This window comes from Synechococcus sp. UW179A (assembly GCF_900473965.1).
Lineage (GTDB): Bacteria > Cyanobacteriota > Cyanobacteriia > PCC-6307 > Cyanobiaceae > Synechococcus_C.
This window is the reverse complement of record NZ_UCNJ01000012.1, coordinates 447,621-472,779: the sequence shown is the minus strand read 5'-3', so window position 1 is coordinate 472,779 and position 25,159 is coordinate 447,621. Positions and strand designations below refer to the sequence as shown.

At 53.0% G+C, this 25,159-nt stretch carries 29 protein-coding genes and 2 pseudogenes; 17 read left to right on the top strand and 14 right to left on the bottom strand.

The genetic code is table 11. The features are described from left to right. Window positions 1-102 precede the first annotated feature (102 nt). The 6 genes from ispE to DXY31_RS06960 all read left to right on the top strand — a co-directional run bounded on the left by ispE (window position 103) and on the right by DXY31_RS06960 (window position 5,222). Window positions 103-1,035, top strand: a complete 933-nt coding sequence (gene ispE, locus DXY31_RS06985; RefSeq protein ID WP_114993028.1) for a 4-(cytidine 5'-diphospho)-2-C-methyl-D-erythritol kinase — start codon at window positions 103-105, stop codon at window positions 1,033-1,035. After that, window positions 1,032-1,337, top strand: coding sequence for a DUF3082 domain-containing protein (locus DXY31_RS06980; RefSeq protein ID WP_114993027.1), 306 nt, complete (start codon window positions 1,032-1,034; stop codon window positions 1,335-1,337). The genes ispE and DXY31_RS06980 overlap by 4 nt, the downstream gene beginning before the upstream one ends. A gap of 182 nt (window positions 1,338-1,519) precedes the next feature. Next, window positions 1,520-2,503 (top strand): alpha-ketoacid dehydrogenase subunit beta, encoded by a 984-nt coding sequence (locus DXY31_RS06975; RefSeq protein ID WP_114993026.1) that lies wholly within the window; start codon window positions 1,520-1,522, stop codon window positions 2,501-2,503. Between the two features lie 3 nt (window positions 2,504-2,506). Further along, window positions 2,507-3,979 (top strand): protein translocase subunit SecD, encoded by a 1,473-nt coding sequence (gene secD, locus DXY31_RS06970; protein ID WP_114993025.1) that lies wholly within the window; start codon window positions 2,507-2,509, stop codon window positions 3,977-3,979. 3 nt (window positions 3,980-3,982) lie between these two features. Continuing rightward, window positions 3,983-4,978, top strand: a complete 996-nt coding sequence (secF, locus tag DXY31_RS06965) for a protein translocase subunit SecF (protein WP_114993024.1) — start codon at window positions 3,983-3,985, stop codon at window positions 4,976-4,978. Next, window positions 4,971-5,222 carry a hypothetical protein gene (locus DXY31_RS06960; protein ID WP_114993023.1) on the top strand — a complete coding sequence of 84 codons (252 nt, stop codon included), beginning with the start codon at window positions 4,971-4,973 and terminating at the stop codon, window positions 5,220-5,222. The genes secF and DXY31_RS06960 overlap by 8 nt, the downstream gene beginning before the upstream one ends. Here the strand turns inward: DXY31_RS06960 and DXY31_RS06955 are convergent. Beyond that, window positions 5,194-5,787: a hypothetical protein gene (locus DXY31_RS06955; protein ID WP_244279594.1), complete on the bottom strand. Its 594-nt coding sequence runs from the start codon at window positions 5,785-5,787 to the stop codon at window positions 5,194-5,196. The genes DXY31_RS06960 and DXY31_RS06955 overlap by 29 nt on opposite strands. A 139-nt stretch (window positions 5,788-5,926) precedes the next feature. On the opposite strand from DXY31_RS06955, the gene DXY31_RS06950 reads away from it, so the two are divergent. Together DXY31_RS06950 and DXY31_RS06945 are read left to right on the top strand one after the other, a co-directional pair. Beyond that, window positions 5,927-6,409, top strand: a complete 483-nt coding sequence (locus tag DXY31_RS06950) for a flavin reductase family protein (RefSeq protein WP_114993021.1) — start codon at window positions 5,927-5,929, stop codon at window positions 6,407-6,409. A 163-nt stretch (window positions 6,410-6,572) separates the two neighbouring features. Next, complete coding sequence (locus DXY31_RS06945; protein WP_114993020.1) at window positions 6,573-7,439, top strand: hypothetical protein; 867 nt, start codon at window positions 6,573-6,575, stop codon at window positions 7,437-7,439. Window positions 7,440-7,453: 14 nt separating this feature from the next. Here DXY31_RS06945 and DXY31_RS06940 read toward each other — a convergent pair whose 3' ends face one another. Genes DXY31_RS06940 through mnmH form a run of 4 tightly spaced genes read right to left on the bottom strand, consistent with a single transcriptional unit; the run spans window position 7,454 to window position 10,999 of the window. After that, a complete protein-coding gene (locus tag DXY31_RS06940; RefSeq protein ID WP_114993132.1) occupies window positions 7,454-8,455 on the bottom strand; it encodes an AI-2E family transporter in 1,002 nt (333 codons plus the stop codon). After that, entirely contained in the window at window positions 8,452-9,531 is a 1,080-nt protein-coding gene (locus DXY31_RS06935) for an AI-2E family transporter (protein ID WP_114993019.1), read from the bottom strand. Before DXY31_RS06935 ends, DXY31_RS06940 begins: the two co-directional genes overlap by 4 nt. Further along, entirely contained in the window at window positions 9,528-9,917 is a 390-nt protein-coding gene (gene psb28, locus DXY31_RS06930) for a photosystem II reaction center protein Psb28 (RefSeq protein ID WP_114993018.1), read from the bottom strand. The genes DXY31_RS06935 and psb28 overlap by 4 nt, the downstream gene beginning before the upstream one ends. A 26-nt stretch (window positions 9,918-9,943) precedes the next feature. Next, window positions 9,944-10,999: a tRNA 2-selenouridine(34) synthase MnmH gene (gene mnmH, locus DXY31_RS06925; RefSeq protein ID WP_114993017.1), complete on the bottom strand. Its 1,056-nt coding sequence runs from the start codon at window positions 10,997-10,999 to the stop codon at window positions 9,944-9,946. Window positions 11,000-11,040: 41 nt separating this feature from the next. Here mnmH and DXY31_RS06920 point away from each other — a divergent pair, with 41 nt between their 5' ends. Then, window positions 11,041-11,754 carry a GUN4 domain-containing protein gene (locus DXY31_RS06920; protein WP_114993016.1) on the top strand — a complete coding sequence of 238 codons (714 nt, stop codon included), beginning with the start codon at window positions 11,041-11,043 and terminating at the stop codon, window positions 11,752-11,754. 66 nt (window positions 11,755-11,820) lie between these two features. After that, a complete protein-coding gene (locus DXY31_RS06915; RefSeq protein WP_114993015.1) occupies window positions 11,821-12,285 on the top strand; it encodes an ATP-binding protein in 465 nt (154 codons plus the stop codon). Here the strand turns inward: DXY31_RS06915 and DXY31_RS06910 are convergent. Further along, window positions 12,245-12,493 carry a DUF6439 family protein gene (locus DXY31_RS06910; RefSeq protein ID WP_114993014.1) on the bottom strand — a complete coding sequence of 83 codons (249 nt, stop codon included), beginning with the start codon at window positions 12,491-12,493 and terminating at the stop codon, window positions 12,245-12,247. The two genes, DXY31_RS06915 and DXY31_RS06910, sit on opposite strands and share 41 nt — an antisense overlap. A 53-nt stretch (window positions 12,494-12,546) precedes the next feature. Between DXY31_RS06910 and DXY31_RS06905 the strand changes: the two genes are divergently transcribed. After that, window positions 12,547-12,804, top strand: coding sequence for a hypothetical protein (locus DXY31_RS06905; protein ID WP_206749798.1), 258 nt, complete (start codon window positions 12,547-12,549; stop codon window positions 12,802-12,804). 3 nt (window positions 12,805-12,807) lie between these two features. Here the strand turns inward: DXY31_RS06905 and DXY31_RS06900 are convergent, their stop codons facing one another. Both DXY31_RS06900 and DXY31_RS06895 read right to left on the bottom strand, forming a co-directional pair. Next, on the bottom strand, window positions 12,808-13,122 hold the full coding sequence (locus DXY31_RS06900) for a copper-binding protein (protein WP_114993012.1): 315 nt from the start codon (window positions 13,120-13,122) through the stop codon (window positions 12,808-12,810). Between the two features lie 84 nt (window positions 13,123-13,206). Beyond that, window positions 13,207-14,262 (bottom strand): class I SAM-dependent methyltransferase, encoded by a 1,056-nt coding sequence (locus DXY31_RS06895; protein WP_114993011.1) that lies wholly within the window; start codon window positions 14,260-14,262, stop codon window positions 13,207-13,209. Window positions 14,263-14,364: 102 nt separating this feature from the next. On the opposite strand from DXY31_RS06895, the gene DXY31_RS06890 reads away from it, so the two are divergent. Then, window positions 14,365-14,685: a hypothetical protein gene (locus DXY31_RS06890; RefSeq protein WP_244279593.1), complete on the top strand. Its 321-nt coding sequence runs from the start codon at window positions 14,365-14,367 to the stop codon at window positions 14,683-14,685. 697 nt (window positions 14,686-15,382) lie between these two features. Continuing rightward, the gene (locus tag DXY31_RS06880) at window positions 15,383-16,159 is read left to right on the top strand and encodes an SDR family NAD(P)-dependent oxidoreductase (RefSeq protein WP_114993009.1); all 777 of its coding nucleotides are present in this window, start codon (window positions 15,383-15,385) and stop codon (window positions 16,157-16,159) included. Window positions 16,160-16,854: 695 nt separating this feature from the next. Here DXY31_RS06880 and DXY31_RS06875 read toward each other — a convergent pair. Both DXY31_RS06875 and DXY31_RS06870 read right to left on the bottom strand, forming a co-directional pair. Beyond that, window positions 16,855-17,112, bottom strand: a complete 258-nt coding sequence (locus tag DXY31_RS06875; protein ID WP_137024927.1) for a hypothetical protein — start codon at window positions 17,110-17,112, stop codon at window positions 16,855-16,857. A gap of 230 nt (window positions 17,113-17,342) precedes the next feature. Then, window positions 17,343-17,582 carry a hypothetical protein gene (locus DXY31_RS06870; protein ID WP_170953585.1) on the bottom strand — a complete coding sequence of 80 codons (240 nt, stop codon included), beginning with the start codon at window positions 17,580-17,582 and terminating at the stop codon, window positions 17,343-17,345. A gap of 292 nt (window positions 17,583-17,874) precedes the next feature. On the opposite strand from DXY31_RS06870, the gene DXY31_RS06865 reads away from it, so the two are divergent. After that, the gene (locus DXY31_RS06865; protein WP_114993006.1) at window positions 17,875-18,102 is read left to right on the top strand and encodes a zinc ribbon domain-containing protein; all 228 of its coding nucleotides are present in this window, start codon (window positions 17,875-17,877) and stop codon (window positions 18,100-18,102) included. A gap of 78 nt (window positions 18,103-18,180) precedes the next feature. Here the strand turns inward: DXY31_RS06865 and DXY31_RS17330 are convergent, their stop codons facing one another. Next, window positions 18,181-18,354: a hypothetical protein gene (locus DXY31_RS17330; protein ID WP_206749797.1), complete on the bottom strand. Its 174-nt coding sequence runs from the start codon at window positions 18,352-18,354 to the stop codon at window positions 18,181-18,183. A 279-nt stretch (window positions 18,355-18,633) separates the two neighbouring features. Here DXY31_RS17330 and DXY31_RS06860 point away from each other — a divergent pair. Continuing rightward, window positions 18,634-18,828 (top strand): annotated as a pseudogene (locus DXY31_RS06860) (DUF1651 domain-containing protein); the annotation flags it as partial. Here DXY31_RS06860 and DXY31_RS06855 read toward each other — a convergent pair. Then, complete coding sequence (locus tag DXY31_RS06855; RefSeq protein WP_114993005.1) at window positions 18,825-19,013, bottom strand: hypothetical protein; 189 nt, start codon at window positions 19,011-19,013, stop codon at window positions 18,825-18,827. The pseudogene DXY31_RS06860 and the gene DXY31_RS06855 sit on opposite strands and share 4 nt — an antisense overlap. Before the next feature lie 1,621 nt (window positions 19,014-20,634). Here DXY31_RS06855 and DXY31_RS06850 point away from each other — a divergent pair. Next, complete coding sequence (locus DXY31_RS06850; protein ID WP_114993004.1) at window positions 20,635-22,068, top strand: hypothetical protein; 1,434 nt, start codon at window positions 20,635-20,637, stop codon at window positions 22,066-22,068. Window positions 22,069-22,454: 386 nt separating this feature from the next. On the opposite strand, the pseudogene DXY31_RS17835 reads toward DXY31_RS06850, so the two are convergent. Then, a pseudogene (locus DXY31_RS17835) lies at window positions 22,455-22,817 on the bottom strand (aminopeptidase N C-terminal domain-containing protein). A gap of 131 nt (window positions 22,818-22,948) precedes the next feature. Next, complete coding sequence (glnA, locus tag DXY31_RS06840; RefSeq protein WP_114993003.1) at window positions 22,949-24,370, bottom strand: type I glutamate--ammonia ligase; 1,422 nt, start codon at window positions 24,368-24,370, stop codon at window positions 22,949-22,951. Window positions 24,371-24,584: 214 nt separating this feature from the next. Here glnA and DXY31_RS06835 point away from each other — a divergent pair, with 214 nt between their 5' ends. Beyond that, window positions 24,585-25,109 carry an allophycocyanin subunit beta gene (locus DXY31_RS06835; protein WP_114993130.1) on the top strand — a complete coding sequence of 175 codons (525 nt, stop codon included), beginning with the start codon at window positions 24,585-24,587 and terminating at the stop codon, window positions 25,107-25,109. Window positions 25,110-25,159: the final 50 nt, after the last annotated feature.

The following is a 25,159-nucleotide window of genomic DNA, read 5'->3' as shown; positions in this document are numbered from 1 at the left end:
TCTAGATATTGGGCCTTCGATCCCCTGTAAAAACTGGGCTATGGCTGTGGTTTAGCCTCCTGATTCCGGTCGGAGTCCGGCCAACTGCGCTGCGTTCTGTTCATGACGGCTCCGGTTTGCGTCAGCGCTCCGGCCAAGATCAATCTGCATCTCGAGGTGCTTGGCCTGCGCAACGACGGGTTCCATGAACTCGCCATGGTGATGCAAAGCATTGATCTCGCCGATCAGCTCGATTGCGAGAACACCGCAGACGGGACTCTTTCTCTCAGCTGTGATCAGCCAGAACTCAGTTGCGGAGACGACAACCTGATCATGCGGGCGGCCAGGCTGCTGCGTGAGCGATCCGGATTCGGGGAGTTGGGTGCACGGATGCATCTCCGCAAGCGGATTCCGATCGGCGCCGGTCTTGCAGGAGGCTCCAGCGATGGGGCAGCAGCACTGGTTGGCCTGAACACGCTGTGGGGCCTTGGTTTGGGCGCCTCTCAGCTCGAGACGTTTGCTGCTGATCTCGGATCCGACATGCCCTTCTGTGTGGCCGGCGGCACCCAGCTCTGTTTCGGACGCGGCGAGCGGCTTGAAGTTCTGCCTGATGTGACTGCGCCGCTGGGCGTCTTGCTGGTGAAGGATCCATCCATCAGCGTGTCGACGCCGTGGGCCTATGGCGAATCCAAGCGGCAGCGTTTCAATCACTATCTCGACGGTGAGTCTGCTTTTGAGCAGCGTCGTCAGGCACTTCGCACCTCTGCGTGGTTGCATCCTCTTCGAGCGGAATCTGCTCCGCCCTTGCGCAACGACCTTCAGGCCGTGGTGGCTCCTCAGAACAGCTCGGTGCGGAAGGCGCTGGCGCTCCTGGAATCATTGCCGGGGCAGTTGCGGGTGGCCATGAGTGGTTCAGGACCGAGTTGCTTTGCTCTGTTCCCCAACTTCGATGCGGCTGAACAAGCCCGTCAGCGAACGACCGAGCTGTTTCTGGCAGAAGGTTTGCAGTCCTGGAGTTGCTCACTGCTCCCCCACGGCGTCAAGCTGGCTGCATGAGTGACAGCAACAAAGCCTCAGCGAAGCCCCGTAAAGGACCACTCAGTTTCTTTTCCGGATCCGTTACCAGTCTTGTTCTGGCCTGGTTGAGTTTCGGCCTGAGCAAAAAAGTCGTGATTTATCTGTCGACTCACTCTTCGAATTTCAGCAGCACTACAGCCCAGAACATCGCGTCTGCCATGAAGACTCTGTTCATTGGCATGTGTTTTCTGGCCACATTCAGCTTTGCCTTCATCGGGATTGGTTTGTTCTTGGTGTTTCTTCGCAGTCTTTTCATGAAAGACAAGCTGGACGCTGCCTAGCCTCGGCGCAGAGCTTCTGCAGCCATGACCCCCCACGATCTCGGTCAGTTGGTGCTGCTGCTGTCTCCAGGACTGCTTCTTTCAGTGCTGCTCTTGGCTACCTTTGCTGCCGGGGGCTGAACACACCTGGACTGAGATAGCTTGGCCGCTGACGCCGGCATGGCCGGGATTGCAGCAACGCCGTGGCAGGGACGCTTCTCTTCAACGCACTTCGCGAAGCCATCGATGAGGAAATGGCCCGTGATCCCCATGTCTGTGTGATGGGAGAGGACGTTGGCCATTACGGCGGCTCCTACAAAGTCACCAAGGATCTCTACGAGAAATACGGTGAACTGAGGGTCCTCGACACTCCGATTGCCGAGAACAGTTTCACCGGCATGGCAGTAGGTGCCGCGATGACTGGCCTGAGGCCGATCGTGGAAGGCATGAACATGGGATTTCTGCTGCTGGCCTTCAATCAGATCTCTAACAACATGGGGATGCTGCGCTACACCAGCGGTGGCAATTTCACCATCCCAACGGTGGTGCGGGGGCCAGGCGGAGTCGGCCGACAGCTGGGAGCCGAACACAGTCAGAGGCTCGAGGCTTATTTCCATGCCGTGCCCGGCATCAAGATCGTGGCCTGCAGCACGCCGACCAACGCGAAGGGCCTCATGAAGGCTGCCATCCGCGACAACAATCCGGTTCTCTTTTTCGAGCACGTGCTGCTCTACAACCTCACGGAAGAACTGCCGGATGGCGAGTACACCTGTGCCCTCGATCAGGCGGATCTGGTCAAGGAGGGCAGTGACATCACAATCCTGACCTACTCAAGGATGCGTCATCACTGTCTCAAGGCTGTGGACCAGCTCGAGGAGGATGGCATCAACGCCGAACTGATCGATTTGATCAGTCTCAAGCCATTTGATATGGAGACCGTTGCTCGCTCGATCCGCAAGACCCACAAGGTGATCGTGGTGGAGGAGTGCATGAAGACCGGTGGCATCGGTGCAGAGCTCATCGCTCTGATCACCGAGCATTGCTTCGATGATCTCGATGCCCGGCCGATCAGGCTGTCCAGCCAGGACATCCCCACTCCCTACAACGGCAACCTTGAGAATCTGACCATCATTCAGCCGCATCAAATTGTCGAAGCGGCGCAGACCATTGTTCGTCAGGGGCTCTGATTGATGGCCCGCCAACAGGGCTGGTTCGCCCTCATCCTTGCGCTTGCCATCGCGGCAGCAGCAGTTCTGTCCAGTTTCCCTCTGCAGTTAGGACTTGATTTGCGTGGGGGCAGTCAGCTCACTCTCGAGGTCCAACCGGCCGGAGAGATCACCACCATTGGCGCAGAGCAAATGGAAGCGGTTAAGGCGGTGCTCGATCGCCGTGTTAACGGTCTCGGTGTCGCTGAATCCACCCTGCAGACCGTCGGTGATGACCAGCTTGTGCTCCAGCTTCCCGGCGTCACCGATCCGACCCGGGCGGCTGATGTTCTCGGCAGTACGGCTCTGCTTGAGTTCAGGGCGCAGCAGGAAGGGACGCAGGAGGAAGTCCAGAGCTTGCGGCAGCTGAAAGCCCAGCTGCTCAGTGTGCTGGCCACGCGCTTAGGCGAAGATCAGTCCGAGATTGATCCCGTCGAGCAGGAGGAGCTTGCGAGACGTCAAAAAGAATTAGGTCTTGACGGAACGGCCAAGACGGAGACGGAGCAACTAGAGCAGCTGTTGGCGCGTACCAATCAGGAAATTCTTGATCGATTTGACCCCACGGCCTTCACGGGCAAACAACTCATCAGTGCTGGTCGTCAGCAGCAACAGAACGGCTCTGGCTGGGAGGTGACACTGAATTTCAACGCCGAGGGTGGTGAGAAATTCGCTGAGCTCACCCAGTCGATCGCCGGCACTGGACGACTGCTCGGCATCGTTCTCGATGGAGAACTCATCAGTGAAGCCAGTGTTGGTCCCCAGTACAAAGCCGCTGGAATTTCAGGAGGCACCGCCTCGATCTCCGGAAACTTCACGGCCGAAGATGCCAGGGACCTCGAGGTTCAGCTGCGGGGTGGTTCGCTGCCCTTGCCCGTTGAAATCCTTGAAGTGCGCACGATCGGGCCGTCTCTTGGTGCGGAGAACGTTCGTCGCAGCCTGATCGCCGCTCTTTCAGGACTTGTGCTGGTCGGCATTTTCATGTTGCTGATCTACCGGTTGGCTGGCGCTGTCGCTGTGATGGCCCTCAGCCTCTACGCCTTGTTCAACCTTGCGGTGTATGCCCTGATTCCCGTCACACTGACGCTGCCGGGTATCGCTGGATTCATCCTGAGCATCGGCATGGCGGTCGACGCCAACGTGCTGATCTTTGAGCGCATCAAGGACGAACTGCGGCGCGGCAACACCCTGATCCGCTCGATTGAAACGGGTTTTTCTGAGGCGTTTTCATCGATTGTTGATGGTCACCTGACCACGCTGATCAGTTGTGCCGCACTCTTTTCCCTTGGCACCGGTCTGGTCAAGGGCTTCGCGGCAACTCTCGGTATCGGCGTTCTGCTCAGTTTGTTTACGGCTCTGACCTGTACGCGTACATTGCTGCGCTTCCTGATGAGCTACCAGGGCTTGCGGCGTCCAACGAATTTCCTGCCTGCAAAGCAACTTCCCACGACAGCGTCCTGAGTCATGGCTTTCACCTCACCCGAAACTGATGTGCGACCTCTGCGCTTCCCCCTCACCAGCCGTCGACGGCAGGTTTGGTTGGTGTCTGCTGTTTGTCTGCTTTTGAGCCTGCTCGGGATTGTGCGCAGCTGGACGGACCCTCAGATCGGATCGCCTTTAAGGCCTGGTCTTGACTTCACAGGAGGGACTCAGATTCAGCTGGAGCGCAGCTGCGCTGATGCCTGTGATCAGCTCAATACCGTTGCTGTCGAAGCTGAGCTTCAGCAGATCAAGCTGCCAGTTCAGGACGGAAAAGCATTGCCCAAGTTGGAGAACGCTCGCGTTCAGCTCCTCGATGCAGGTCAGTCTGTCGTGCTGCGCATGCCAGCTCTCACCGCAGGCCAGGGGCAAGCTGTGATTGAAGCACTTGAGCCGGTTGCTGGGCCTTTTGAGCCTGGTGGACAGTCCGTTGACACGATCGGTCCGAGCCTTGGTGGACAGCTGCTGCGCAGCAGTCTGATTTCCTTGCTGGTCGCTTTCACGGGGATCGCCCTGTACATCACCGTTCGCTACGATCCTCGCTACGCCTTTCTGGCCCTCGTGGCACTGGTTCACGACATCGTGATCGTGTGTGGCGTCTTCGCCTGGCTCGGACTCACCACAGGTCTAGAAGTTGACAGCCTGTTTGCCGTTGCTCTGCTGACTATTGCCGGATACTCCGTGAACGACACGGTTGTCGTTTTCGACAGAATTCGCGAGCGCCAACGTATCGATGGTGACCTTCCTCTCTCCGTGCAGGTTGACCGTGCGGTTTCAGCCACCCTGACTAGAACCATCTACACGAGCGGCACCACACTTCTGCCCCTGGTTGCCCTCATCCTGTTCGGCGGTTCAACGCTCTACTGGTTTGCCATTGCTCTCGCGCTTGGTGTGATTGTTGGTAGCTGGTCCAGCATTGCCCTGGCGCCCTCTCTTTTGAGCATCTGGCCATCTCGGTCCGCTGCAGCTGCCAGTGCCTGAACGTTCAGCGACAGCACGAGTCCGTTCCCAGCGCTGGATACCGCTGCTGTTGCTGCTGCTTGCTCTGAGCGATCTCAGAACTGAACTGCGATTGTTAGCGGATCAGGTCACCCTGACGGCTTTGATCTTTGCGGTGCGCCATCATTTGCTGGCGGTTGTTGTGCTGGTGCTGCAACCTTCGCTTTGGATTCATTACGGTCCGCGCCATCGGCGCCTCAGTAACGAAATTGTCGATACCCCCTGATCTCCAGGGAGTTCTGCTGTTCTCTGCTGACTTCTTCATTCCTGTCCACGTCGAATTCAATGCAGTTGAGACGTCGATAAGAACTCACGGGAGTGCATGTTCGGCGCGGGCGTTGACTGGTCTGAACACGAACATCTTCAACGACTTTGGTGGAGGGAAGACCACTGGAATCACCTACCCCCGATGCGGTCGAATTGTCGTTGGGCGGTAACTGCTGAAAGGAGCAGAGCTCTTTGGCGAGATCCGTCGCCGCTTGATTGAGACAGGCTTCATAGTCCGCCTCAATCAGGGCTCTGCGCTTTTCATCAGCTAATAGCTCGAGTTTGCGCCGTTCCTGGCGGGTGAGGGGAATGGTCCTGCGAACACGCTTTGTGGTCTTGACGGTGAAGGTGCCCCCCTCCTCGATCCAGCGTTCGGCTTCCTGTTCGGCCTTCGCTTGGGTTGGATAGGAGGGGCGACGCTCCTGAGGCTCCAACGTTGAACTGGTTCGACGCAGGTCGGCGTAAAAGAAGCCGGCGTAGATCAACAGGCCCACTACTCCGCTTCCGGCCACCGTTGCGAACACACTCAGGGAGGAGGGCCGGTCCAGGGATCCTGCTCATAAGCCGTTGAAAACTAGCAGTCTCCCTCTGTTGTCTGCAGCGCTGACACGTTGTGCTGTCACGGTTTTGCCTATTCTTCCCACATCGTGAGCACGAACCGCCATGTCGCTTGATCTGAACGCCAAGAAGACACTGTTGCGGAAAATCCCTCATGGGTTGTTCATCTGCGGTGTCGCGGAAGGTGATGAGGTGAATGGTTTCACTGCCAGCTGGGTCACCCAGGGTTCATTCGAGCCGCCTCTGGTCGTGATGGGGGTGCGTGCCGATAGCACCAGCAACGGCATGATCAAGCGCACTCGTCGTTTTTCGCTGAACGTGTTGGCAGCCGATCAGAAGGATCTGGCTGCGACATTTTTCAAGCCCCAGTCGGCGGTGGGTGGCCGGTTTGAGGCCGCGCCCTTTGATCTCGGCTCCCTCGGGCTGCCGATCCTGAAGGATGCACTAGGTGGTGTTGAGTGCGAGCTGGTTGGCGAGTTGGCCCACGGCGATCACACCGTGTTCATTGGTGAAGTTAAATCAGCTGTGTTGCACCGTGATGGAGCGGCTCTTGAGCTGAGCACCACCGGCTGGCAGTACGGAGGTTGATTGCTCGGCTGCATTTTGAACACCAGCTCTGAATAGCGTCTGCTTAGACATGGGCAAGCGCTATTTAGATTTTTCTCTGTTGCTTCTGATCATTGTTGCGTTTGAAGATCATCCCCGACGTTTGTAGAGCGTTCTAAATGTGTTACATGTGGAGAATTGAAGAATGGCCATGCTTCGCAGAACGTTTATTGGCTTGACAACATTTGCCGTTGTTGTACTGGGCAATTTTAGATTGTTGAAGCGCTCAAACGCAGAAGAGCGAAGCAACAAAGTTAAAAATGAATTTGTTAATGCTCAGGTTTCTGAAACGGCTAACGATTTAATCAAATTCTTCCAAGGATATGGTTACAAGTTGGTTCAATCCGGGCCCTTGGTGACCGGCTATGAATTCAATGGAGGCTTGGAATTTGACGACAATCTTTCGATGATTGGCGTCAATGAGTTTTGTATACAACCGGCTTCACGCGTGGAAGATGTTAGTGAAAAGTCCAGGTCAGGGACTCTTCCGCTCTTTCACATATTGAGCCTAGGCTCCCCAGGAGGAAGCCGATCCAGCCCAAGTATTGACCTCGTCCTGAATCTTTTGCTTAGCCGAATCGGTCTCGCTCACGATCGATTAAAAATAACAGGCACAGACAACGTACTGGCTCATTTGCCTTGGCTTAAAAGGTACGGAATTCAACAATCGCAGATTCGCTTCGTTGACTTGAATGAGGCTCGGATTGCTGGAAAAGGATCAGGATATTTTGAACCCAAGGGTCATCCCCGTTCGCCTTCATTGGAGACGTATTCGATTGAATATGTTTTGCCCGACGGCCAGGAAATTGAAATTGCTGAGATTGGCCTTAACACAGATTGGGGTTTTGGAATAGGTGTCGAACGTTTGACAATGGCTCGTCATGATCAGGCACTGACCTGGGATCAAGCCCTCAGGAGTTTCAGGACTTCGGTTCAATCAAGTGCTGATCGTCAGAATCTGCCATTGCCTGAGGGGTACTACAAAATCCTTGAGCTCTCGCAACCGGCTTGAAACGATTCAGACGCTTAAGTCCAGCGGTCCATGATCTTCTTAACCACAACCTGCTCCATCCCCACCTGAAGCACCACCACCAGAGGAAGCGCCAGTAACACCCCAGGTAGTCCCAGCAGAGCACCCAGGCTCAGCTGGGAAGTCAGGGCAACCGTGGGCAGGAGATTCACGGTGCGCCTGAGCAACAGCGGTGTGAGTACGAACGCTTCCAGGTTCTGCAGTGCCAGTCGCAGCACCAACACCTGAAGCATTGTTCCCGGTGAGATCATCAACGCCAGGCTGAGAGGCAGAAGCGTTGCCGCTGTGGGCCCGATCGTCGGTACGAAGGTCAGAAGTCCACAGACCAAAGCAGAAAGCAGGGCCAGTGGAATTCGCAGAATTGCTAGACCTGCCCAGGTGCAAAGAAACATCGCTAAGGCAGAGAGGGTCATGCCAGCCAGCCAGCCACCCAGAGCGGTGCGGCACTGGTCCAGTAGGTCCTCCATGGATGGGCGTGCTGGTCGCGGTGTTGCAACAATCAGCATGCGTCGATGTGCTGAGGGGTCCAGGGCAAGCAGCACCGCCAGCAGGCTCATCAGCAGCACCTGAACCAGACCGTTGGCCGCTCCACCGGCCACGCCGAGCAACTGAAATCCGAAAGGTTGAATGCGCTCCCAGCTGAATTGGTCGGGCAGGCTTCGCGCCAGCTCACCAAGCAGGGGCTGATTGGACAGCAACGCTTGAACCTGGCCGAAAAGCGCTGGCAACAGAGTCGTGAGTTGTTCGAATTGGTAGATCAACTGAGGCAGTAGAAGCTGCATGACCAACAGCCCTCCAATGATCCCGATCAGCAGCACCGCCAACAGAGCCAGCGGTCGAGGCAATCGGTAGCGCTTGATCAAATGGCGAATGGGGACATCGAGGGCGACAGCCAAAACCACGGCACCGAACAACACCAACAGCACCCAGCGCAGCTGCCAGGTCAGCAGAGCCAGCACCACAAGGGCGAGAGCTGCCAGCAGGTTGCTTGGATTCATGCGGCCGCGCGACGCTTCTTCCATGGATCCAACAAGTCGTGGATCACGATCTCCCGGAACAGCACCTGCATTACCACCGCAAGAGGGAGGGCCATCAACAGCCCCAGCGGTCCAAACAGCACGGTGAAGATGAACTGTGCAGTCAATGTGAGGCCAGGAAGCAGGTTCACTTGGTGCTGCATTACTGACGGGGTGATCACATAGCTCTCAACGTGTTGGATCACCACGTAGAGACCCAGGACAGCCAGCGCCTTCCAAGGTGCGTCAAGTAGAGCCACCGCCATGGGGAACACGGTGCTGAGGGTGGGCCCCACATTGGGAATGACGTTGAGCAGGCCAGCCAGCAGAGCATTGGCCATCACCAACTTCACGCCAAGCAGGGATAGCCCGATTCCCGCCAGTAGCCCCACGCACACCGAACTGATCAGAACTCCGATCATCCAGCTGCTCAGGGCCTCCCCACACTGCAAAAGAATGCTTTTGGCGCGTCTCCTGTAGAAGGAAGGCACCAACTGAATAGCCACATTGCGATAGGACTCCGGCTGAATCGCCACCATCAGAGCCACCGCAAACACAAACACCAGCTGAACAAGTCCGCTGCCGAGATTGCTGGCAAGACCCAGCAAACCCTTAATTCCACCACTCACGCCAGATGCCAGAGCCGTGCTGTTGGGGAGTGATGTCAGGTCACCCGGAACGAGCCGAGTTCCACTTCCAGCTCCATCACCTGCTCCGTAGACAAGCGATGAGGCTTGGTTGACCCAACCCATCACAATCTGTTGGAGCTCGCGGGCCGCAGCAGGAAGCTGCTGAAGCAGCTGTTGAAACTGGCTGAAGAACGGTGGAATGATCACAGCCACTGCAATGGCAACGATCAAGACCAGACCGAGAAGACAGATGATCAGGGCCAACGGCCTCTGAATCGTCCATCGCCTGCGCAGTGCGCCTACGAGCGTGCAAACCGCCATGGCAAGCACCACGGCGGCGAAGAGATGAATCAGAACTTCGCGGAGGCTCCAAAGCAACAGCCCGGATGTCAGCAATGCCGCAAGTCCGAGCCAGTGCTGAAATTTCACCCGTCTGTTCCTTCCTCGCTGGCGTCATTGTCGCCGGAGTTCTGCGAATAACCCATTCCGTTGGCATCCGCATAACGTTGCGCAAAGCGCATGAAGCGTTCGAAATCCGCTTCGCTTTTCCAGGTGTAGGTCGCTTCCAGAGCAAAAGCCTTGCCATTCACGAAACGGCCGTTCACTTCACGGGTCACCATTTCGCCTTCTTCATCCACCATCCACATGCCGGCGATCGCTTCCATCGTTTCCGGTGCGAGTGCCTGCGGTTCCTCGAAAATGAATATGGCCTGCCCGGTGCGACCGTCGCGGCTTCGCGTCATGCGGATATCGGGAATCACCGGCTCGTCAGTGCCGCGGAAGAACTGAATCGCCGCCTTGTCACCTTCTGCCATGGTTCATCAACTTGGAGGTGTGGATCTTAATTGGAGATTCCAGGGATGACGTGCCCTTGATCCAGAAGCAGTCTTGCTGCTTGCTTGCTGTCGAGTCCTTGGAGATTCACCAAGGATCTAGCCGGTGAACGCTCGAGTTCACGGTCATAACAGCTGTCGTAGTAATCGAGCATGGCTTCACAGGCCACATCCCAGTTTTGGGAATCAATCGCTTCAAGGGCCTGACGGGTGCGCTGAGGTCCAAGGCGCTTCTGGATCCGTTCCGTAGCTTTCCGCAGTTCGGCCGCCTCATGACACGAGTAAACCTCCACAAGTCGCTCAACCCGTTCCTGGTCACTGCGCTGGATTTCCAGTACCGGAGAGGTTTGCATCTGATCAAACAGCCCTTTGGGAATCCTGCAGCGCCCCACCTGGATGCTTTCGGCTTCCAGCCAGATTTGCTGAACTCCGTTATGACGCAGGTTCTCCAGGCATTCCGCCAGTTTGTTCTCGTAGTGTTCGCTGGTCGGTTGTGGCGGCATGCCCAGATTGCCGAAACTGCTACCACGGTGGCTGGCGAGACCCTCGAGATCGATCACACCAACGCCCTGTCTGTTTAATTCCAGAAGCAGATCGGTCTTGCCCGTTCCTGTCCTTCCGCCCAGCACCCGCAGCGGCCATATCTGCTCGAAGCGATCCAGCACCCATCGTCGATAGCTCTTGTACCCCCCATTCAGCACCGTGACGGGGTGATCGCTTAGTCCAGCCAGCCAACCCATGCTGTTGGAGCGCATGCCTCCACGCCAGCAATAGATCCTCAGCGCATTTGCGGGTCCTCCGGCTGCCGTTGTGAGTGCAACCGATAAGTCCTCCAGGGATGGGCCGCAGAGCCTTAAACCGAGTTGGATCGCGTTCAGCCGACCCTGTTGCTTGTAGGCCAGCCCCACCTGATGACGCTGTTCATCGCTGAATAGGGGGATATTCACAGCCCCTGGCCAGTGACCTTGAGCAAATTCTGAGGGTGTTCTCACATCCACGATGGTCCCCTTCGCCGTGCGGAAGCAATTGAGACCGGTCACGATGCTGTTGCCCATGCCTGACATAGTGGGCCAATGCTGAGCCAGTCAGTGGCCGGCACCTTGCCATGCTTTCCGGACGACCACCCTCAACAGAACTCGGCATTGATCAGTTGCTGGAACGACTGGTTTCGGGATCATCTCGGCAGAAGCGTTCAACGGCTTCTGCTCTGGAAAAAGTTTCAGAGCAGCTTTCAGGCAAAGCTGTTGTTGCCCTCAAGGCCTATTCCCCAGAGGGTGATGAGTGGGGGGCGGGCTGGATTTTGCAGATCCTTCAACGTCACCAGCCCAAGGCTCTGGAGGCCATTCCTGGAGTCTCCAATGGTTGGTTCCAGATGCCGTCGTCCTGTGGGATCGACTACACGGCTTTGCAACAGGCTTTACTTCATGAGCAGTTTGAGCAGGCTGATCGCCTCACCAGTTCCGCACTGCGTCAACTGGCCGGTGACCAGGCTGTGCAACGGGGATACGTGTATTTCAGCGAAGTCCCCGCGATGGAGGCTCTGGATTTGACCACCATCGACAGACTCTGGATCGCCTACTCCCAGGGACGCTTCGGATTCACGGTTCAATCTCGACTACTGAGCACACTCGGCGGGCGTTACGAAAGGCTTTGGCCGAGGATCGGCTGGAAGAAGGATGGTGTCTGGACCCGTTACCCAGGCAGTTTTCAGTGGTGCATGGAAGCGCCTGAAGGACATATGCCATTGGTTAACCAACTCCGGGGCGTGCGTCTGATGGATGCACTTCTCCAGCATCCTGGGTTGGCGAGTAGGTCATGACAGCGTTGGCTTTCTCTGGCAGAACGTCAGCAGGCCGGTAAGGTCGAAAAGGATGAAACAGCGCTGATGTTCAGCCGATTTCTACCTTCGTTCCGGTGGGCGGACTTCATCCTTCCGTCAACGTTTCAGCTCAGTCCATTGATGGAGCTGTTGTTGGAGCCAGTTGACTGCAACGAGACCTCGTGTCGGCTGCAATTGGGTCTGCAGGAAGCACTGGTCAATGCCGTGCGTCACGGCAATGCCGGAGACCCTCGCAAATGTCTGCGAATCCGTCGGATTCTCACGCCGAACTGGTTGATCTGGCAGATCCAGGATGAGGGCGATGGTTTATCGAGAGATGCACGACAGGGCTGTCTGCCGGACCGAGTTGATGCCAATCAAGGGCGCGGTCTGTTTTTGATGCACCAGTGTTTTGATGACATTCGCTGGAGCCGTCGCGGCAATAGGGTTCAGCTGGCCTGCCGTCGGCCTGGATCCTGCCAAAGAGAGATCAGTGCCGAGGGCAGCCAGGGTCTTTCAGCTCTCCCCTGATCCAACCCAGAGCCTGCTGAGTTAGTGCTTCCACATCATCATTGCGCCCATTCTGGAGCAGTTGTGCCAGCGCCGCAGCCAGTAATTCGGCTCCACGTCGATCCGCATCGCCTTTGAGTCTGTGCCATTCACGATCACTGATGCTGAGACTCTGATGCAGCGTCAGGGCCTGCTCAATCGCTTGTTCTGGCCATTTCTTCGCGGACACGTTGGCGTTGGATCAGCAGTGTCTCTCTATCCTGGCCTGTGTGATTGCTGATGGTGGTGAACAGGCAGCTACGCGGTCGGGGAGGTTTGCATGGACTGCGCTCCCTTCTCCGTTATCAGCCCAGGTCCTGGGAGGCCAAGGATCGACGCTCGATCCGACGGATCCAGCAGCGTCGACTACTGCGTCGATTGATCGAGACTGATCCTGAAGCTCTCAACTGGCTGATCACGCCTGAACGAGGTCAGCGGTTCTGGAGAGCCCTGCGCTGGGGTGGTCCGGCCCTTGCCCTGGGGTGGTGGCTGACTCGCTGAACCTCAGGCTGCTACCGCTGAGCTATCGACCACCACTAGAGAATCCGGGGCATCCTGAAGACGTTCCTCAGGATGTGGTTGGCCTTCCTGCGGTGTAGGAAGGGGCTGGCCTTTCACCCAAGCTTGGTAGAGAGCTCGCCGACGTCGATCCTCTGCAAGCACTAAACGATCCGCAGCTGCGATAGGGCTTTCGCCGGAATTCAAGGCCGTTCTCAGGCAGATTCCGAAACCGTGAGCCTCAACCTGAACCTTGCCTTCCATGAAAACGATCTGAAAGGTCCATCCCCGCAACCAGCGGATCCGAAAAGGATTCGACATGGACGGAGTCCCTGAGTGATTGCACCATATGGGGTTGCCATGCCCCTGCAAGCGTCTATGTCAGGGAATCACTGTGTTGAGTGATCAATTCTTGGTGGCCGTCCACACCCTGGTCATGAAATGAGATTCGGCCTGAACATCACTGAAGCCTGCATCTTCAAGGCGCTGGTCAATGTCATCACTGATGAAATTGCGGTAGTAGGGCTCGTGAAAAACTCGCCTGAAATTGTCCATGGCAACGTCGAACTGAGGCGAATCCTTCAATTGAACAGAATCCGCCAAAACCAAAACCCCGCCTGGTTCGAGCAGTCGGTAGCAGTCCTGTAAAACGGCCTGTCGTGCATCTGCAGGCAGTTCGTGAAAGAGGAATACGCAAGTGATCCCTTGGAAGCCAGCGTCATCGAAGGGCATCCGTTCCGCGTTGCCCTGAACCAGCTGCACCAGAGGCTTGTTGGATTGGTTCAACCATCGATTGGCCTGGCGCAGGTAGGCCTCAGAAAGATCCACTCCCACCAGAGTGGCCTGCGGAAGCGCAGCACGAATTTGATGCAATGTTCTGCCCGTTCCGGTGGCAACATCGAGAATGCGCAGGCTGCCCTCGGGGCGATCAGCAAATCGGTTGAGTCCCTTGCATAGATAAGGAAGAATCCGACGACGCATGGCATCAGCAGCGCCGTTGAACAGGATGTCGACCTGCAGGTCGTATAGCTCAGCGGAATGATCGCTGAGGTAGCCATCAGTCTGATGGTGGAAATTTTGGAGGTAGTAGTCGGGATAAAGATCGCGATTGGGCAGATCAGGGATGTCCTTGACGTCTCTGGCACGCCTTCTTGCCCAGTTGGAAGGCAGGTCTAGCCAGACCTTCGGATAGCGTTCAGCCCATTCCAGCCACGGGATATCGAACAGCAGAGACTGGGGGTAAATCCCCGTCTCAGAATCCTGCCAGTCACGCGCGTGCAACTCATCCAGCGACTGACGCAGCGCATCGATCATTTCGCTGGGAACAGGTTGCGTTTTCGGCACTACATCCGGCGCCACCACTTCCATCACCTTGGTGCTCAGTTCCTTGTGAACCAGACCAGCCAGGCTGCGGCCCTGCTGCATGGTTCGGTAAGCAATTTCAGTGAAACTGGGCGCCATGAACAGGATTGAGATCCAAGCCGACCCATTTCAATGGATCGCGAACCCTGTCGTGGGCTTTTGCCGAAACGAACGCGAAACTTATGTGAAGCCACTGTAAAAATGGTAGCCGTTGCTACAGAATATGTGCAGGACGATCAGGAGCTCTCGATGGCTATTGAGACCATTGCCCCCGGAACTGTGGTGTCGTATTCAGGCAACGTGCTGGAGCGGCGGCAGCGAGCAGCCGCTGAATTTCTGGCCTGGGCAGATCGCCATGCACACGATGTGCTGAGGCAGCAAGCGGCCCATGCCCAGGTCGAAGAGCATCCTGATCGCCTTGATCAGCGCAGCGCTTTGGCGCAGCAGCAAGTGTGTGCTCGTCGCCGTCTTCATGCCAAGCAATTGCACGACAGTGCCATGGCTTTGTTACGGCATGGCTGAAGGGACCAGCCCTTGATGCTTCGCAGGACGGTCAAAATAAAAAAGAGCCGAAGCTCCTTCTTAATGAATGTGGCCTGCGGATCAATGACGGATTCAGGCGTGTTGCTGCATCACGAATGTCGTAAGCCACCTAGGGCATCACCAAACCATTAGTCACAGCTTGCATTCTGTATCTTTTGCTGTTCTGCCTTCTTGACCACGGCACCTCTGCATGGCTAGTGCAGCAGTTCTCGTCATCTGGATGGCCTTGGATGGTGGCTTTGTGATCCGGAAGTATTGGTTTGCAAGGTCCCACAGAGATCCGTCAAAGACTTGGTTTAAGGATCAAAGGGTTTTCGTTGACCACGCCAGACCCATGCCTGATGGAATTGCGCTGCTTAAGACCAGAAGGAAGTGCGATACGCGGATGCAGCCTCTCCACGATTTCAGCTGAATGCCTAGACTGAACACTGGCTGAACCCGCTTGGGGAGCTGACCTGGAGCCCCAGAAGTCTGCGAAGAAGTCCTTAGGCCACTACCGCAAGCAGCTGGCCTCTGGAGGCTCCTTGATCAAAATCCTGGACGAGTGACTGTAAGACCTGATGAACCACTTTTTCCGATGATGTGGGTTCTGTTTCATTCAGCGATGTTGAATCCAAAAGATGGAAGTTGATAAGGAAGATGGATCTGCTAATACAAGAAGAGTGACGTATTCGTTATGTCAAATCGTTTGTCTGGAAAAGTTGCATTAATCACAGGAGGAAGCAGTGGAATTGGTCGAGGTATTGCTAAGCGCTTTGTCGCCGAGGGAGCCCAAGTTGCCGTGATTGGCAGGGACGAGAGAAGACTCAGAGAGTTAAAAAATGAATTAGGAGAAAACCTGCAGACTATGCAGGGAGATGTAACAAATCATGAAAAACTGAAAGATATGATTGAAGACGCCAAAAACAATTTTGGCTTCATAGACACATTGGTCTGTAGTGCTGGAATTGGTTATAGGCTGCCGCTACAAAAAGCAACTCTTGAGGAGTTCGACCTCACAATTAGTGTAAATGTGAGGTCTATCTTTGATTTAATTAGGATTGCTGAAAAAGACTTGAAAAGTGGGAATTCGTCAATTCTGTTGATATCATCCATCGCAGGTCACGTGACATTTACAGATCATGTAATATACTCCGCTGCGAAAGCTGCAGTTACAAAGATGACGGCTAATTTTGCTATTGATCTTGCCGATAAATGTATTCGAGTCAATGCTATTTCACCTGGATTTATCGAAACGCCAATCTTCGATCAAAGGTTGAAGCAGGACCCTGATTTTTTCAAAAAAATGGGGAGTTTAGTCCCTCTCAAGCGAATGGGAGTGCCGGAAGATATAGCGAATGCAGCCACGTTTTTATGTAGCGACGAAGCATCTTATATTACTGGAGTCGATCTAGTTGTTGATGGTGGTTATGTTCATCAGGGCTTATTGCCTATGAAAAAAAACCAAAACTGACAGGGTTTGACTGGTTCTTCATTCATGGAGATCATTGCTTTGGATCATGGCCAAAGGTCCATCTGCGGACTTGAGGCTTTTGATGGTTCTTCGTCTAAATTCAAAAGGACTATCTGAAATTACGTGATGCACTATTTCGAGATACCGGTATTTATTTGATTGCGGTGGCTTTTGCTCCCGATTGTGCTAACAAGTTTTGCTAAAATCTTTCAGGTATTGGTAAATGTTGCTTGCAACCCTGAGGTTCGTTTATCGCTTTCTGGACTGATGCATCTCGAGCGTGAAAAATGGCTTTTGAGCTGTTAGCAAATCCTGAACAATTATTCAACTGAACTGTGTAATAACGATCGATTGTTATTAGGAAGCATTCGACGACGATTGAGGAATGCGCGATCCACCCTATCCATTCCTTGCTAACAATTAGCACTTACAATCGCTTGCCGTTCTAGCAAAGTAGCCCTGCAATCTGAAAACATCATCTAAATGGTCCAAGTATTAGAAACAAGTCTCTGAGGCCTCTGGGGGCACTGCAAGGGCCACGGGAACATCGGCATAAATCTTCGCCGCAGCTTTTGGAGCGTTTTCCTGCGGCTTGTGTGATATCTGTTCAGGGAGCTATCAGGAATTAAAAAATAAAGTTGAGGCCTAGCAAAGTCCTCCCGCCATTCCGCAGGAGGAGTCGGTGCCAGAAACATTCAGGCGAAGACTGCCTCTGAAGGCTTTGCAGTGAAAGAACCATTTGCCCCATTCGGTTCATGCGCTTCAGTGACTTCATCAGGATGAGTATCAATACCTTCAGACCTAAGACGCAACCTAAGCTCTTTGATTATCAGAAGAGATTCATTGGATTTTTGAATATTTCCGATTGCACGAAAATACTCGGATCGGAGTGTTTCCCACCTAATTGCAATTTCAAACTCCTCTGACGTTGAAAGCCTCAATTTCGTTGCCATGGCAATTTCTGCAAGTGAATAGAAGCTAAGAAGCACATGAACTGAACCGCTGTTAAAAGTTACATTGATTTATCGCAATAACCGTACACTGAAATGTGTTTATATTTTCACATTCAGTTTAGATTTGCCCCTGTCCAGGGTCGCCGGGAATCACTTGGTAGGCGGACTCTTCTGCTTGGACGACCTGCTTCAATCTCACTGGCCTGGTGGAACGATAAAAAGCGAAGGGCTTATTTGATAACACCTCTGCAGTCGGGATTCTTCTTTAAAAGCCCAAGGGCATTGTAGAAATCTTGTTTGAATTCGATTAGGTCTGGATCTGTCTCTGCTGATTTTCGGATGCCATCAACATAAGACGCTGCATCTGCTTTGGAGATCAATCCCCCTTTGGCTTGCTGGCAAAGAGTGTTACCAGCTCTAGCAGTCAATCCAAACCAGTAAGAGTTTTGATCGTATTGACCCTCAGCCATGGTAGAGCTTGTTACAAGCAAAACATTGCCTAACAAGACAAGGGCCTTCTTCGATTGATTTTCACCAACACATTTTAGATTATCTTGGTAGGACGAAAGGACTCGATGCTGCCGAAGTTGCGCTATCAACTAGTTGATCTCTTTCTTGATCACGTTTGCCTAATTATCAATCCTACAGGGAGACAGAAATATAGCGACGCATAAGAAGCTGGCGCTGCTGAGCAAGTGGCGCAGTAGAGAAAGCCTACAGACAGACTAATGTTATGGATAAGAAACTAAATCCATCAAGCGTATGGCTTCTTATGACAGTGAACCTACTCGGTATGTGTGCACTGAATGTGGATGCACTTCTTACGAAACTGGTCAAATTCGTGTCTCCGGTGGATTTTGGAGCAGCATGTTTGACGTCGGCAACAAGCGCTACAACGCAGTTTCATGTACCAGGTGTGGTTTCACGAAGTTCTACAAAAGAACGGTGAGTGGAGTCCAGCAGGTATTTGATTTCCTTGGCAACGGCTAGCTAACGAGACCATAAAAATCCCACATCGTGTCTTACAAGAGGATCAGCTGCCCACTTAAGGATTCCAGCTCCAACAGTTCAGCGAGTGCTGTACTCACCCATGGCCAGCACGTAGATCACATCGGCGAAAGAGGAGTCTCTCTCTTTCAGGATCAGCTTCCTGCAGAAGGATGCCTGGGAGTCAATGTCCACTACTGGACGATCGCAATTAAAAAAACGGTCCCCTTTTGGGGACCATTTGGGGAAAGTCAAGTGCCCTAGTGCGAGTGGGCCCTATGGATCAGGCGTCGTAGTACATCACGAATGTCGTAATACACCGTCAGCCTCGCTAAAACACCAGTCGCAGCCTAAATTTTGCTTGTATCGCGGTTCCGCCGTTTTGGGGACGCTTTTGGGGACGGCTTTGGGGACAGTTTTTGGGGACGGTTGACCACAGCACCGCCTTTTAGCTAGTACAGATGTTCTAGTTATGAGGGCGCCATGGATGGATGGCTTTCAGACCCGAAGGGTTACTGACTTGCACGTTTTCACCGGGACCCAAAGAGCAAGTGGGTCAAGGATCAAAGGGTGTTCGTGGACCACGGCAGACCGATGCCCGATGGACCTGCTCTGCTCAAGACCAGAAAGGAGATGAGATATGAAGACGCGGCGAGTCTGTGGTTCCAACTGAAGGGCCTTGGGTGGACCGTGACCGAACCTGCTTTAGGAGCTGATCTGGAGCCTTAAAAGCCTGGGGCTCGACCATCGTTGGGAACTTCGAAGCCTGATTCCTTGGCTAGCTCTAGCTCTTCCAGAGAAATGATCTTCTCATATTTACCCTCTTCAGAGACACCTTCGACAGTTGGCCGCTTCTTGAGGTCGGCAGCGGAAGGTTTAGCAGCTTGAAGCCCAGGAATCCAGTTCTCTGGCATTGGAGACAACCAAAACGGAGACCATTGCTCCAATGGTATTCAGAAGGGCGGCTTATGTCTGAGGCTCGGTGATCCTGGAACGAGGCTGAGCTGGGGACTGACATCCTTTCCAGGGTTGTTAGATGCGAACATCATTGCATTCAAGGTAACAGCGAAAACGACACGCTTTGCAGTTGACACAGATAAGGATAGAATGAATTTGGTTTCCCATATTTGGTTTTATCGTGAGTGAAAAGTATGCTGTTCTCATAGCAATTTCTTTGGTTGTGATAGCCGTTTGTCAGATCCCCGCTGGCCTTGTTTCGACAAGTCAATTGTTCTGCATTTATGGGCACGATGACTGGGATGGAAGTTACAAATTAGAGAACCATCATGAGCGTGTGAACTGGTGTGGTGGTTCATCGCCGGCACAAGTCAAGGCGCCAGGACAGTAGGGAATTTTGAAAGATTTGAGCAAGCAGAACCTTGACGGCACTATTGGTTACGAACTGACCAGCAATCGCGTCTCGTTCGAAAGCAGGGGATCCGCAACCACAGCCATACCCTCTGGCTGAACATCTCGAAAAGCTCCTTGAGCAAGTTCCTGATTCCGATACGGAACAGGATGATGATGAACTCTGATGCCTTCTGACTCTTGCGTTACAGCGATCAGCTGACACTCTTGACTCAGTTCGAGATGGATAGGAGGTCGGAGTAATACGGCCTCTTTTTTTGTTCTGGAGCCCTAGAAGTCAGCCAGGAAGTCCTTGATCCTGATCGAAGAGGTCCTTGCGCGTGTTGAAGGGGAAGCCGGTGTCGCCATGGCTCCAGGGCAGCAAATTTGTTAGAAGTAAACTTCAGGGCATTCATCTTTGGCACTTTTAATACCCAGCTCAATTGCACTCATATTCCGCTCCATTTGTGGATCTCTTGAATATGATTTATTGATTTCAGATAAAAAATTTCTTGCATATTCTTTGTCAATTTGGCCCTCCTTCGCCAAACCGCATAAAATATTTCCAGCGGTGTAAGCAACACCACTCCAATAGTAATATAAAGCTTCATTCGATTGTGCTTTAACAGGTCCAAACTAGACCAACAAGGCACTTAACAGAACCAAGGTTTTCATTTGTTTTTCAGGATTTTTCATTTTAGATAATATCAATAATAACTGTCCAATTAGCGCGGTCTTTTCAGCTCACCCTGAATCCAGTCACGCCAAGGCTCCGGGGGAGTAGGCCCTTCTGCAGCGGTTGCCTACCAAGAACCACCAGATTCAGTGTCGAGGAGCCTGGAAGAGGTCCTTGCGCGTGCTGAAGGGGTGGTGTCTGCACCCGCTCTTAAATCTATTTCGGGGTGGGGGAGTTGTTATCGTCTACTATGATTTGTAGGTTGTTATTGTTGTTGGAATCTGATTTGCATTGTAAGCAATAATGATAGCAGCTAATCAGTTGTGGAAGTGTATGCACCAGGAGGCAGCACGTTTAACATCATTCAACGCAAGGCCTGGAAGAAATTTTCTTATGCAAAGCTGGTTGCAAGCAACAATCTTTACATCCAAACCTTAAGAGAAAAGAGGCAAAAGGACCTCTTCAGTTCACAAGCACACACTATTAAATTAGTGTTTATTGCTTAATCAAGCATGAATAAGAAATATCAAAATGTCCAAATAAATCCCAACGACAGGTCATCATTCATCCAAGCAGGGCAGATCCCTAATCCACTGAACGGGCGCCCTGCTAATAACTCCTATTGGGATAATAATTTAAGTGGCAATGGAACGTTTATTGCATACGGAGGAATCCAAGGTTGGTATAACGATGCCGATCTAATTATTCCAGGGAGTTCCAGTGGCGTTAATTCAACATACGACAATCTGGATTCAGGTTTCGCTCTCATTATAGCTCCATACGAACCAGACGACGTTAGCGTCGGCAATAATGGCCAATACGGACTGAATGTCTTTGATTTTACAAATAGAAATAGTGGGACAATTAATAACAGCGGTGTACTTATTTTCAATGGCGTTCAAGACTATCTACACCCAGACAACACCTCAACATTCCACAACGCAGGAACAATCTTAAATATTGCCAGCAAAGAAGATGACGATTCTTTATTCCAACAATCTGGCGGTACGTTTTACAACACGGGAAACATAAGGGGGGACTACACTGCTGGTGATCTCGCTCAGACCACTCAAAATAATTATAACTTTGAATGGGGAACTTTTATTAACACAGGGATCATAGCTCTCGACTTCTACGAGTACGTGACAATTGGCAAATACAAGGGGTCACCAAATTATTTTGATTTCCAAAAAATGGAGTTCAATCACAACAATGGAACCTTTGATTTATCTAGAGCAACAGATCCTAAAGACAAGAAGAATTCTCAACAAGCTAATATTTCAATCCTCGGCAATGGAAGATTCAACCTAAATGCCAAATTGACTAATAGCATAGGTGGAGAAGTAGATACAGAAGTAGATGTCCTAACAAACGGGGGCGTCTTCAATGGAGGCAAAGACGGCCAATGGATTCAAAAACAAGGAGTTGCCACGATCCGTAATGCTCAAGGAGATTTAAATCCAAACATCAGCGACGACGTACTAGGTTACATCACAGGAACCCACGAATTCATTGAACAAGGTTCTCCAGGCACTGATACTGGAATCAAGATTTTGAACGATGCAATTATCGCTCCTGGCGGCAGAGCCGCTGACGATAAGATTGGAAAAATCACCATGACCGGAGAAGACTCTAGTCTTACATCCACATACCGGTCAGGATTCGAATTTGATGTCTTAGGCAAAGAAGCGAACGAATTCGATTCAATAATAATCAATGATGGAAATTTGATTCTTCAAGATAATGGCGACAGTGGCGGTCCTGAACTAACATTAAATATTGCCTCAGGTTTAACACTTGGCAAAGGAGAGCAAATAGATCTCTTTACAGTTGTCGGAGGCAAGATTGAAGGGAGTTTCCTTTCCAACTCCGTAAAAGGACTAGGCGATGAGTTTCAACTCCAACAAAGCGGCGACACCATAAGCTTAATCGCTGCCAATCTATAAGCAAAATTTTTGGCTAAAAGAAGAGAGATATGTTCACAGATTTGCCTAATTAAAATGGCAAATCTGTATAGTATGATAGAACAATCTTCGGCAAAAATGTTCGTATATGCGAGGAATGCTCAGGAAGGCCTGGGCAAAGTGGATAAAAGCTTTTTAAATTTCTGCGCTAAATGCACTTCATCAAAAAATATTTGTTTTCAAATTAAAATTACTTTAGAATGCTAAGCCTCATTGTCATCTCCCCAGCTTCGCGAGTACTAGAGGAAAGCTTAGCGGCGGAGTGTTGATCCAAGGCTGTGGCCCCCCCCCCCCCCCCCCAATGACCGAAGACCGTGGCCAAGCGCGACGCGGTGATGGTATTGCGCTGATCCAAAGCAATTCTTTGTTTAGCCACCGCCATCTTCAGCGTGGAAAACCAACAGGTTCCCAGCGAATCCACCCAACACCGCGCGCACCGCATTGGGCGTTATCGGATCAAAGCGCGGATGCTGCAAAAGAGCAGTCACTCGTTTCAAGCCATCCGCCCGAGGAGTCGATGCTTCCAAGGCACACCAATTATCAAAGATCGCTCGCTTCTCTTGTCAACGATCGTGAAATTGAAGCAACGCTTGCTCTCGTTCTGGGCAATTCAAAGGCTGGAGCGCCCCCTGGGCAGCGCGCGCCAAGGTCATTGACAGACCACCAACGTCAGCCGAAGCAGCGGAATGCACCGCTGAATCACCCGCTGCAGCAAGCCAAGCCGAGATCAAACCGGTGAGTTGTCGTTGCCCCTGCCACTCAGGCCACGCCAGTTACAGAAAAAATGGCCCCCTTTGGGGGACCATTTCAGTGACGACTTTTGGTGAAAGTCAATTACCCCAGTGCTACTAGGCCCTATTGATCAGGCGTCGTAATACATCACGAATTCGTGGGGATGTGGCCGCTGACGCAACTGCTGCACCTCTTCGTATTTCAGGTCGATCCAGTTGTCGATGAAGTCCTTGGTGAAGACTCCGCCTTCCAGCAAATAGTGGTGGTCGGCGTTCAGGGCTTCGAGTGCCCCATTCAAGGAGGCAGGCACAGTGGCGATCTTCTTCAGTTCATCAGCGGCCAGTTCAAACAGGTCAACGTCCACTCCGTCACCGGGGTCGATCTGATTCTTGATGCCGTCGATACCGGCCATCATCATCGCGCTGAAAGCGAGGTAAGGATTGGCCAGAGCGTCACCAGAGCGGAACTCAAGCCGCTTGGCCTTCGGGCTGGGGCCGGTGAGCGGGATGCGCACGGCAGCGGAGCGATTTCCTTCTGAATAAACGAGGTTTACAGGGGCTTCAAAACCTGGAACCAGTCGCTTATAGCTGTTGGTCGTAGGGTTGGTGAAGGCCAGGAATGACGGTGCATGCTTGAGGATGCCGCCGATGTACCAGCGTGCTGTCTGGGAGAGATTGGCGTAGGTTCCTTCCCCGAAGAACAAGGGTTGCCCTCCTTTCCAGAGACTTTGGTGCACGTGCATACCTGAGCCGTTGTCGTTAAAGACCGGCTTGGGCATAAAGGTGGCTGTTTTGCCGTACTTCTTGGCGACATTGCGCACGATGTACTTGTACGTCATCACGTTGTCGGCTGCCTGAATCAGCTCGGCGAACTTCATGCCTAGTTCGTGCTGACCCGCGCCAGCCACTTCGTGATGGTGCTTTTCGATGGGAATGCCCAACTGAGCCATCATCAGCAGCATTTCCGAACGGATGTCTTGGGCGGTGTCGTTCGGCGCGACTGGGAAATACCCCTCTTTCTCCTGAATTTTGTAAGCGAGGTTGCCGCCCTCTTCGATCCGGCCTGTATTCCAGCCGGCTTCGATGGTGTCAACGCTGTAGAACGAACCGCCTTCAGCGGAGTTGTAACGCACGTCGTCGAACAGGAAGAATTCCGGCTCAGGACCGAAGAATGCCGTATCGGCAAGCCCTGTGCTGGCCAGGTAAGTCAGTGCTTTCTGGGCAAGAGCTCTAGGACAGCGCTCGTAGGCTTCTCCTGTACGGGGATCCTGAATCGAGCAGATCATGCTCAGGGTTTTGTGCTTGTAGAACGGATCAATCCAGGCGGTTGCTGGATCGGGCACCATGGCCATGTCTGAAGCGTTGATCGCCTTCCATCCACGAATGGAGGAGCCGTCGAAGGCCAGGCCTTCCGTGAAGGAATCAGGCTCGATCAGGTCCTGACAGACAGTGAGGTGCTGCCACTTGCCGTGCAGGTCCGTGAACTTAAGGTCGATTAGTTCGATGCCTTCATCTTTGATCTGACGAAGCACGTCCTGGGCGGTTTTAGCCATGGCGGGGAATGGAGCCCATACAAATCTTTTCGACCGTAGATATCGATCCGCAGCTGTTTTGTATCAACAGGCACCCTTTGGCTTTCCGTCTCCTTGGGTGGCTTCGAGACGCCTCTTAGTAACCGTTTCTGTCAGATTGCTGTGATCGCCTTTGCTGGAGCAGGTTTCAACGCGTTGTCGGTGTTACCTTCCAACCAAAGTGGACAGGGCTTGCATGCGCGATGCCATCACCGGACTGATCGGTCAGTACGACCAGCTGGGTCGCTATCTCGATCGTTCTGCAATCGATCGCATCGAGAGCTATTTCGATGAAGCGGAAGTTCGCGTTCTTGCAGTTGAGATCATCAACCGTGAAGCCTCTGAGCTTGTGCGTGAAGCCAGCCAGAGACTTTTTCAGGCGGATCCTGAACTGTTGCTACCCGGCGGCAATGCTTATACAACCCGTCGCTTAGCTGCCTGTCTGAGGGACATGGATTATTTCCTTCGCTATGCCAGCTACTCATTAATTGCCGGCGACAGCACCATCCTCAACGAGAGGGTTCTGAACGGACTGGACGACACTTACAAGAGTCTTGGTGTTCCAACCGGACCGACCGTCAGGAGCATGGTGCTTCTGGCTGATGTTCTCTGTGAACGCCTTCTCAACGAGGGTGTTCGTCAAGATCGTTGCGCTCTTGTGCGTCAGCCTTTCGAACACATGGCCTCCGGTCTTGCCGCAAGCGACGTGCGTCAGCGCTGAACGAAAGTCTCCGAATCATTTCAAGCGGCGTCGGAGTGTCCGCTCACGCC

Bases quoted from the DNA above. Each gene is read 5' to 3' on its own strand.
- mnmH (WP_114993017.1), bottom strand. From the start codon at position 10,999: ATGTCAGGCATGGGCAACAGCATCGTGACCGGTCTCAATTGCTTCCGC.
- DXY31_RS06980 (WP_114993027.1), top strand. From the start codon at position 1,032: ATGAGTGACAGCAACAAAGCCTCAGCGAAGCCCCGTAAAGGACCACTC.
- DXY31_RS06945 (WP_114993020.1), top strand. From the start codon at position 6,573: ATGGCCATGCTTCGCAGAACGTTTATTGGCTTGACAACATTTGCCGTT.
- DXY31_RS06900 (WP_114993012.1), bottom strand. From the start codon at position 13,122: ATGTCGAATCCTTTTCGGATCCGCTGGTTGCGGGGATGGACCTTTCAG.
- DXY31_RS06875 (WP_137024927.1), bottom strand. From the start codon at position 17,112: ATGGCAACGAAATTGAGGCTTTCAACGTCAGAGGAGTTTGAAATTGCA.
- DXY31_RS06890 (WP_244279593.1), top strand. From the start codon at position 14,365: ATGGTAGCCGTTGCTACAGAATATGTGCAGGACGATCAGGAGCTCTCG.
- DXY31_RS06850 (WP_114993004.1), top strand. From the start codon at position 20,635: ATGAATAAGAAATATCAAAATGTCCAAATAAATCCCAACGACAGGTCA.
- ispE (WP_114993028.1), top strand. From the start codon at position 103: ATGACGGCTCCGGTTTGCGTCAGCGCTCCGGCCAAGATCAATCTGCAT.
- secF (WP_114993024.1), top strand. From the start codon at position 3,983: ATGGCTTTCACCTCACCCGAAACTGATGTGCGACCTCTGCGCTTCCCC.
- psb28 (WP_114993018.1), bottom strand. From the start codon at position 9,917: ATGGCAGAAGGTGACAAGGCGGCGATTCAGTTCTTCCGCGGCACTGAC.
- DXY31_RS06940 (WP_114993132.1), bottom strand. From the start codon at position 8,455: ATGAATCCAAGCAACCTGCTGGCAGCTCTCGCCCTTGTGGTGCTGGCT.
- DXY31_RS06915 (WP_114993015.1), top strand. From the start codon at position 11,821: ATGTTCAGCCGATTTCTACCTTCGTTCCGGTGGGCGGACTTCATCCTT.
- DXY31_RS06920 (WP_114993016.1), top strand. From the start codon at position 11,041: ATGCTTTCCGGACGACCACCCTCAACAGAACTCGGCATTGATCAGTTG.
- DXY31_RS06855 (WP_114993005.1), bottom strand. From the start codon at position 19,013: ATGCCAGAGAACTGGATTCCTGGGCTTCAAGCTGCTAAACCTTCCGCT.
- glnA (WP_114993003.1), bottom strand. From the start codon at position 24,370: ATGGCTAAAACCGCCCAGGACGTGCTTCGTCAGATCAAAGATGAAGGC.
- DXY31_RS06880 (WP_114993009.1), top strand. From the start codon at position 15,383: ATGTCAAATCGTTTGTCTGGAAAAGTTGCATTAATCACAGGAGGAAGC.
- DXY31_RS06835 (WP_114993130.1), top strand. From the start codon at position 24,585: ATGCGCGATGCCATCACCGGACTGATCGGTCAGTACGACCAGCTGGGT.
- secD (WP_114993025.1), top strand. From the start codon at position 2,507: ATGGCCCGCCAACAGGGCTGGTTCGCCCTCATCCTTGCGCTTGCCATC.
- DXY31_RS06895 (WP_114993011.1), bottom strand. From the start codon at position 14,262: ATGGCGCCCAGTTTCACTGAAATTGCTTACCGAACCATGCAGCAGGGC.
- DXY31_RS06870 (WP_170953585.1), bottom strand. From the start codon at position 17,582: ATGGCTGAGGGTCAATACGATCAAAACTCTTACTGGTTTGGATTGACT.
- DXY31_RS06950 (WP_114993021.1), top strand. From the start codon at position 5,927: ATGTCGCTTGATCTGAACGCCAAGAAGACACTGTTGCGGAAAATCCCT.
- DXY31_RS06865 (WP_114993006.1), top strand. From the start codon at position 17,875: ATGGCTTCTTATGACAGTGAACCTACTCGGTATGTGTGCACTGAATGT.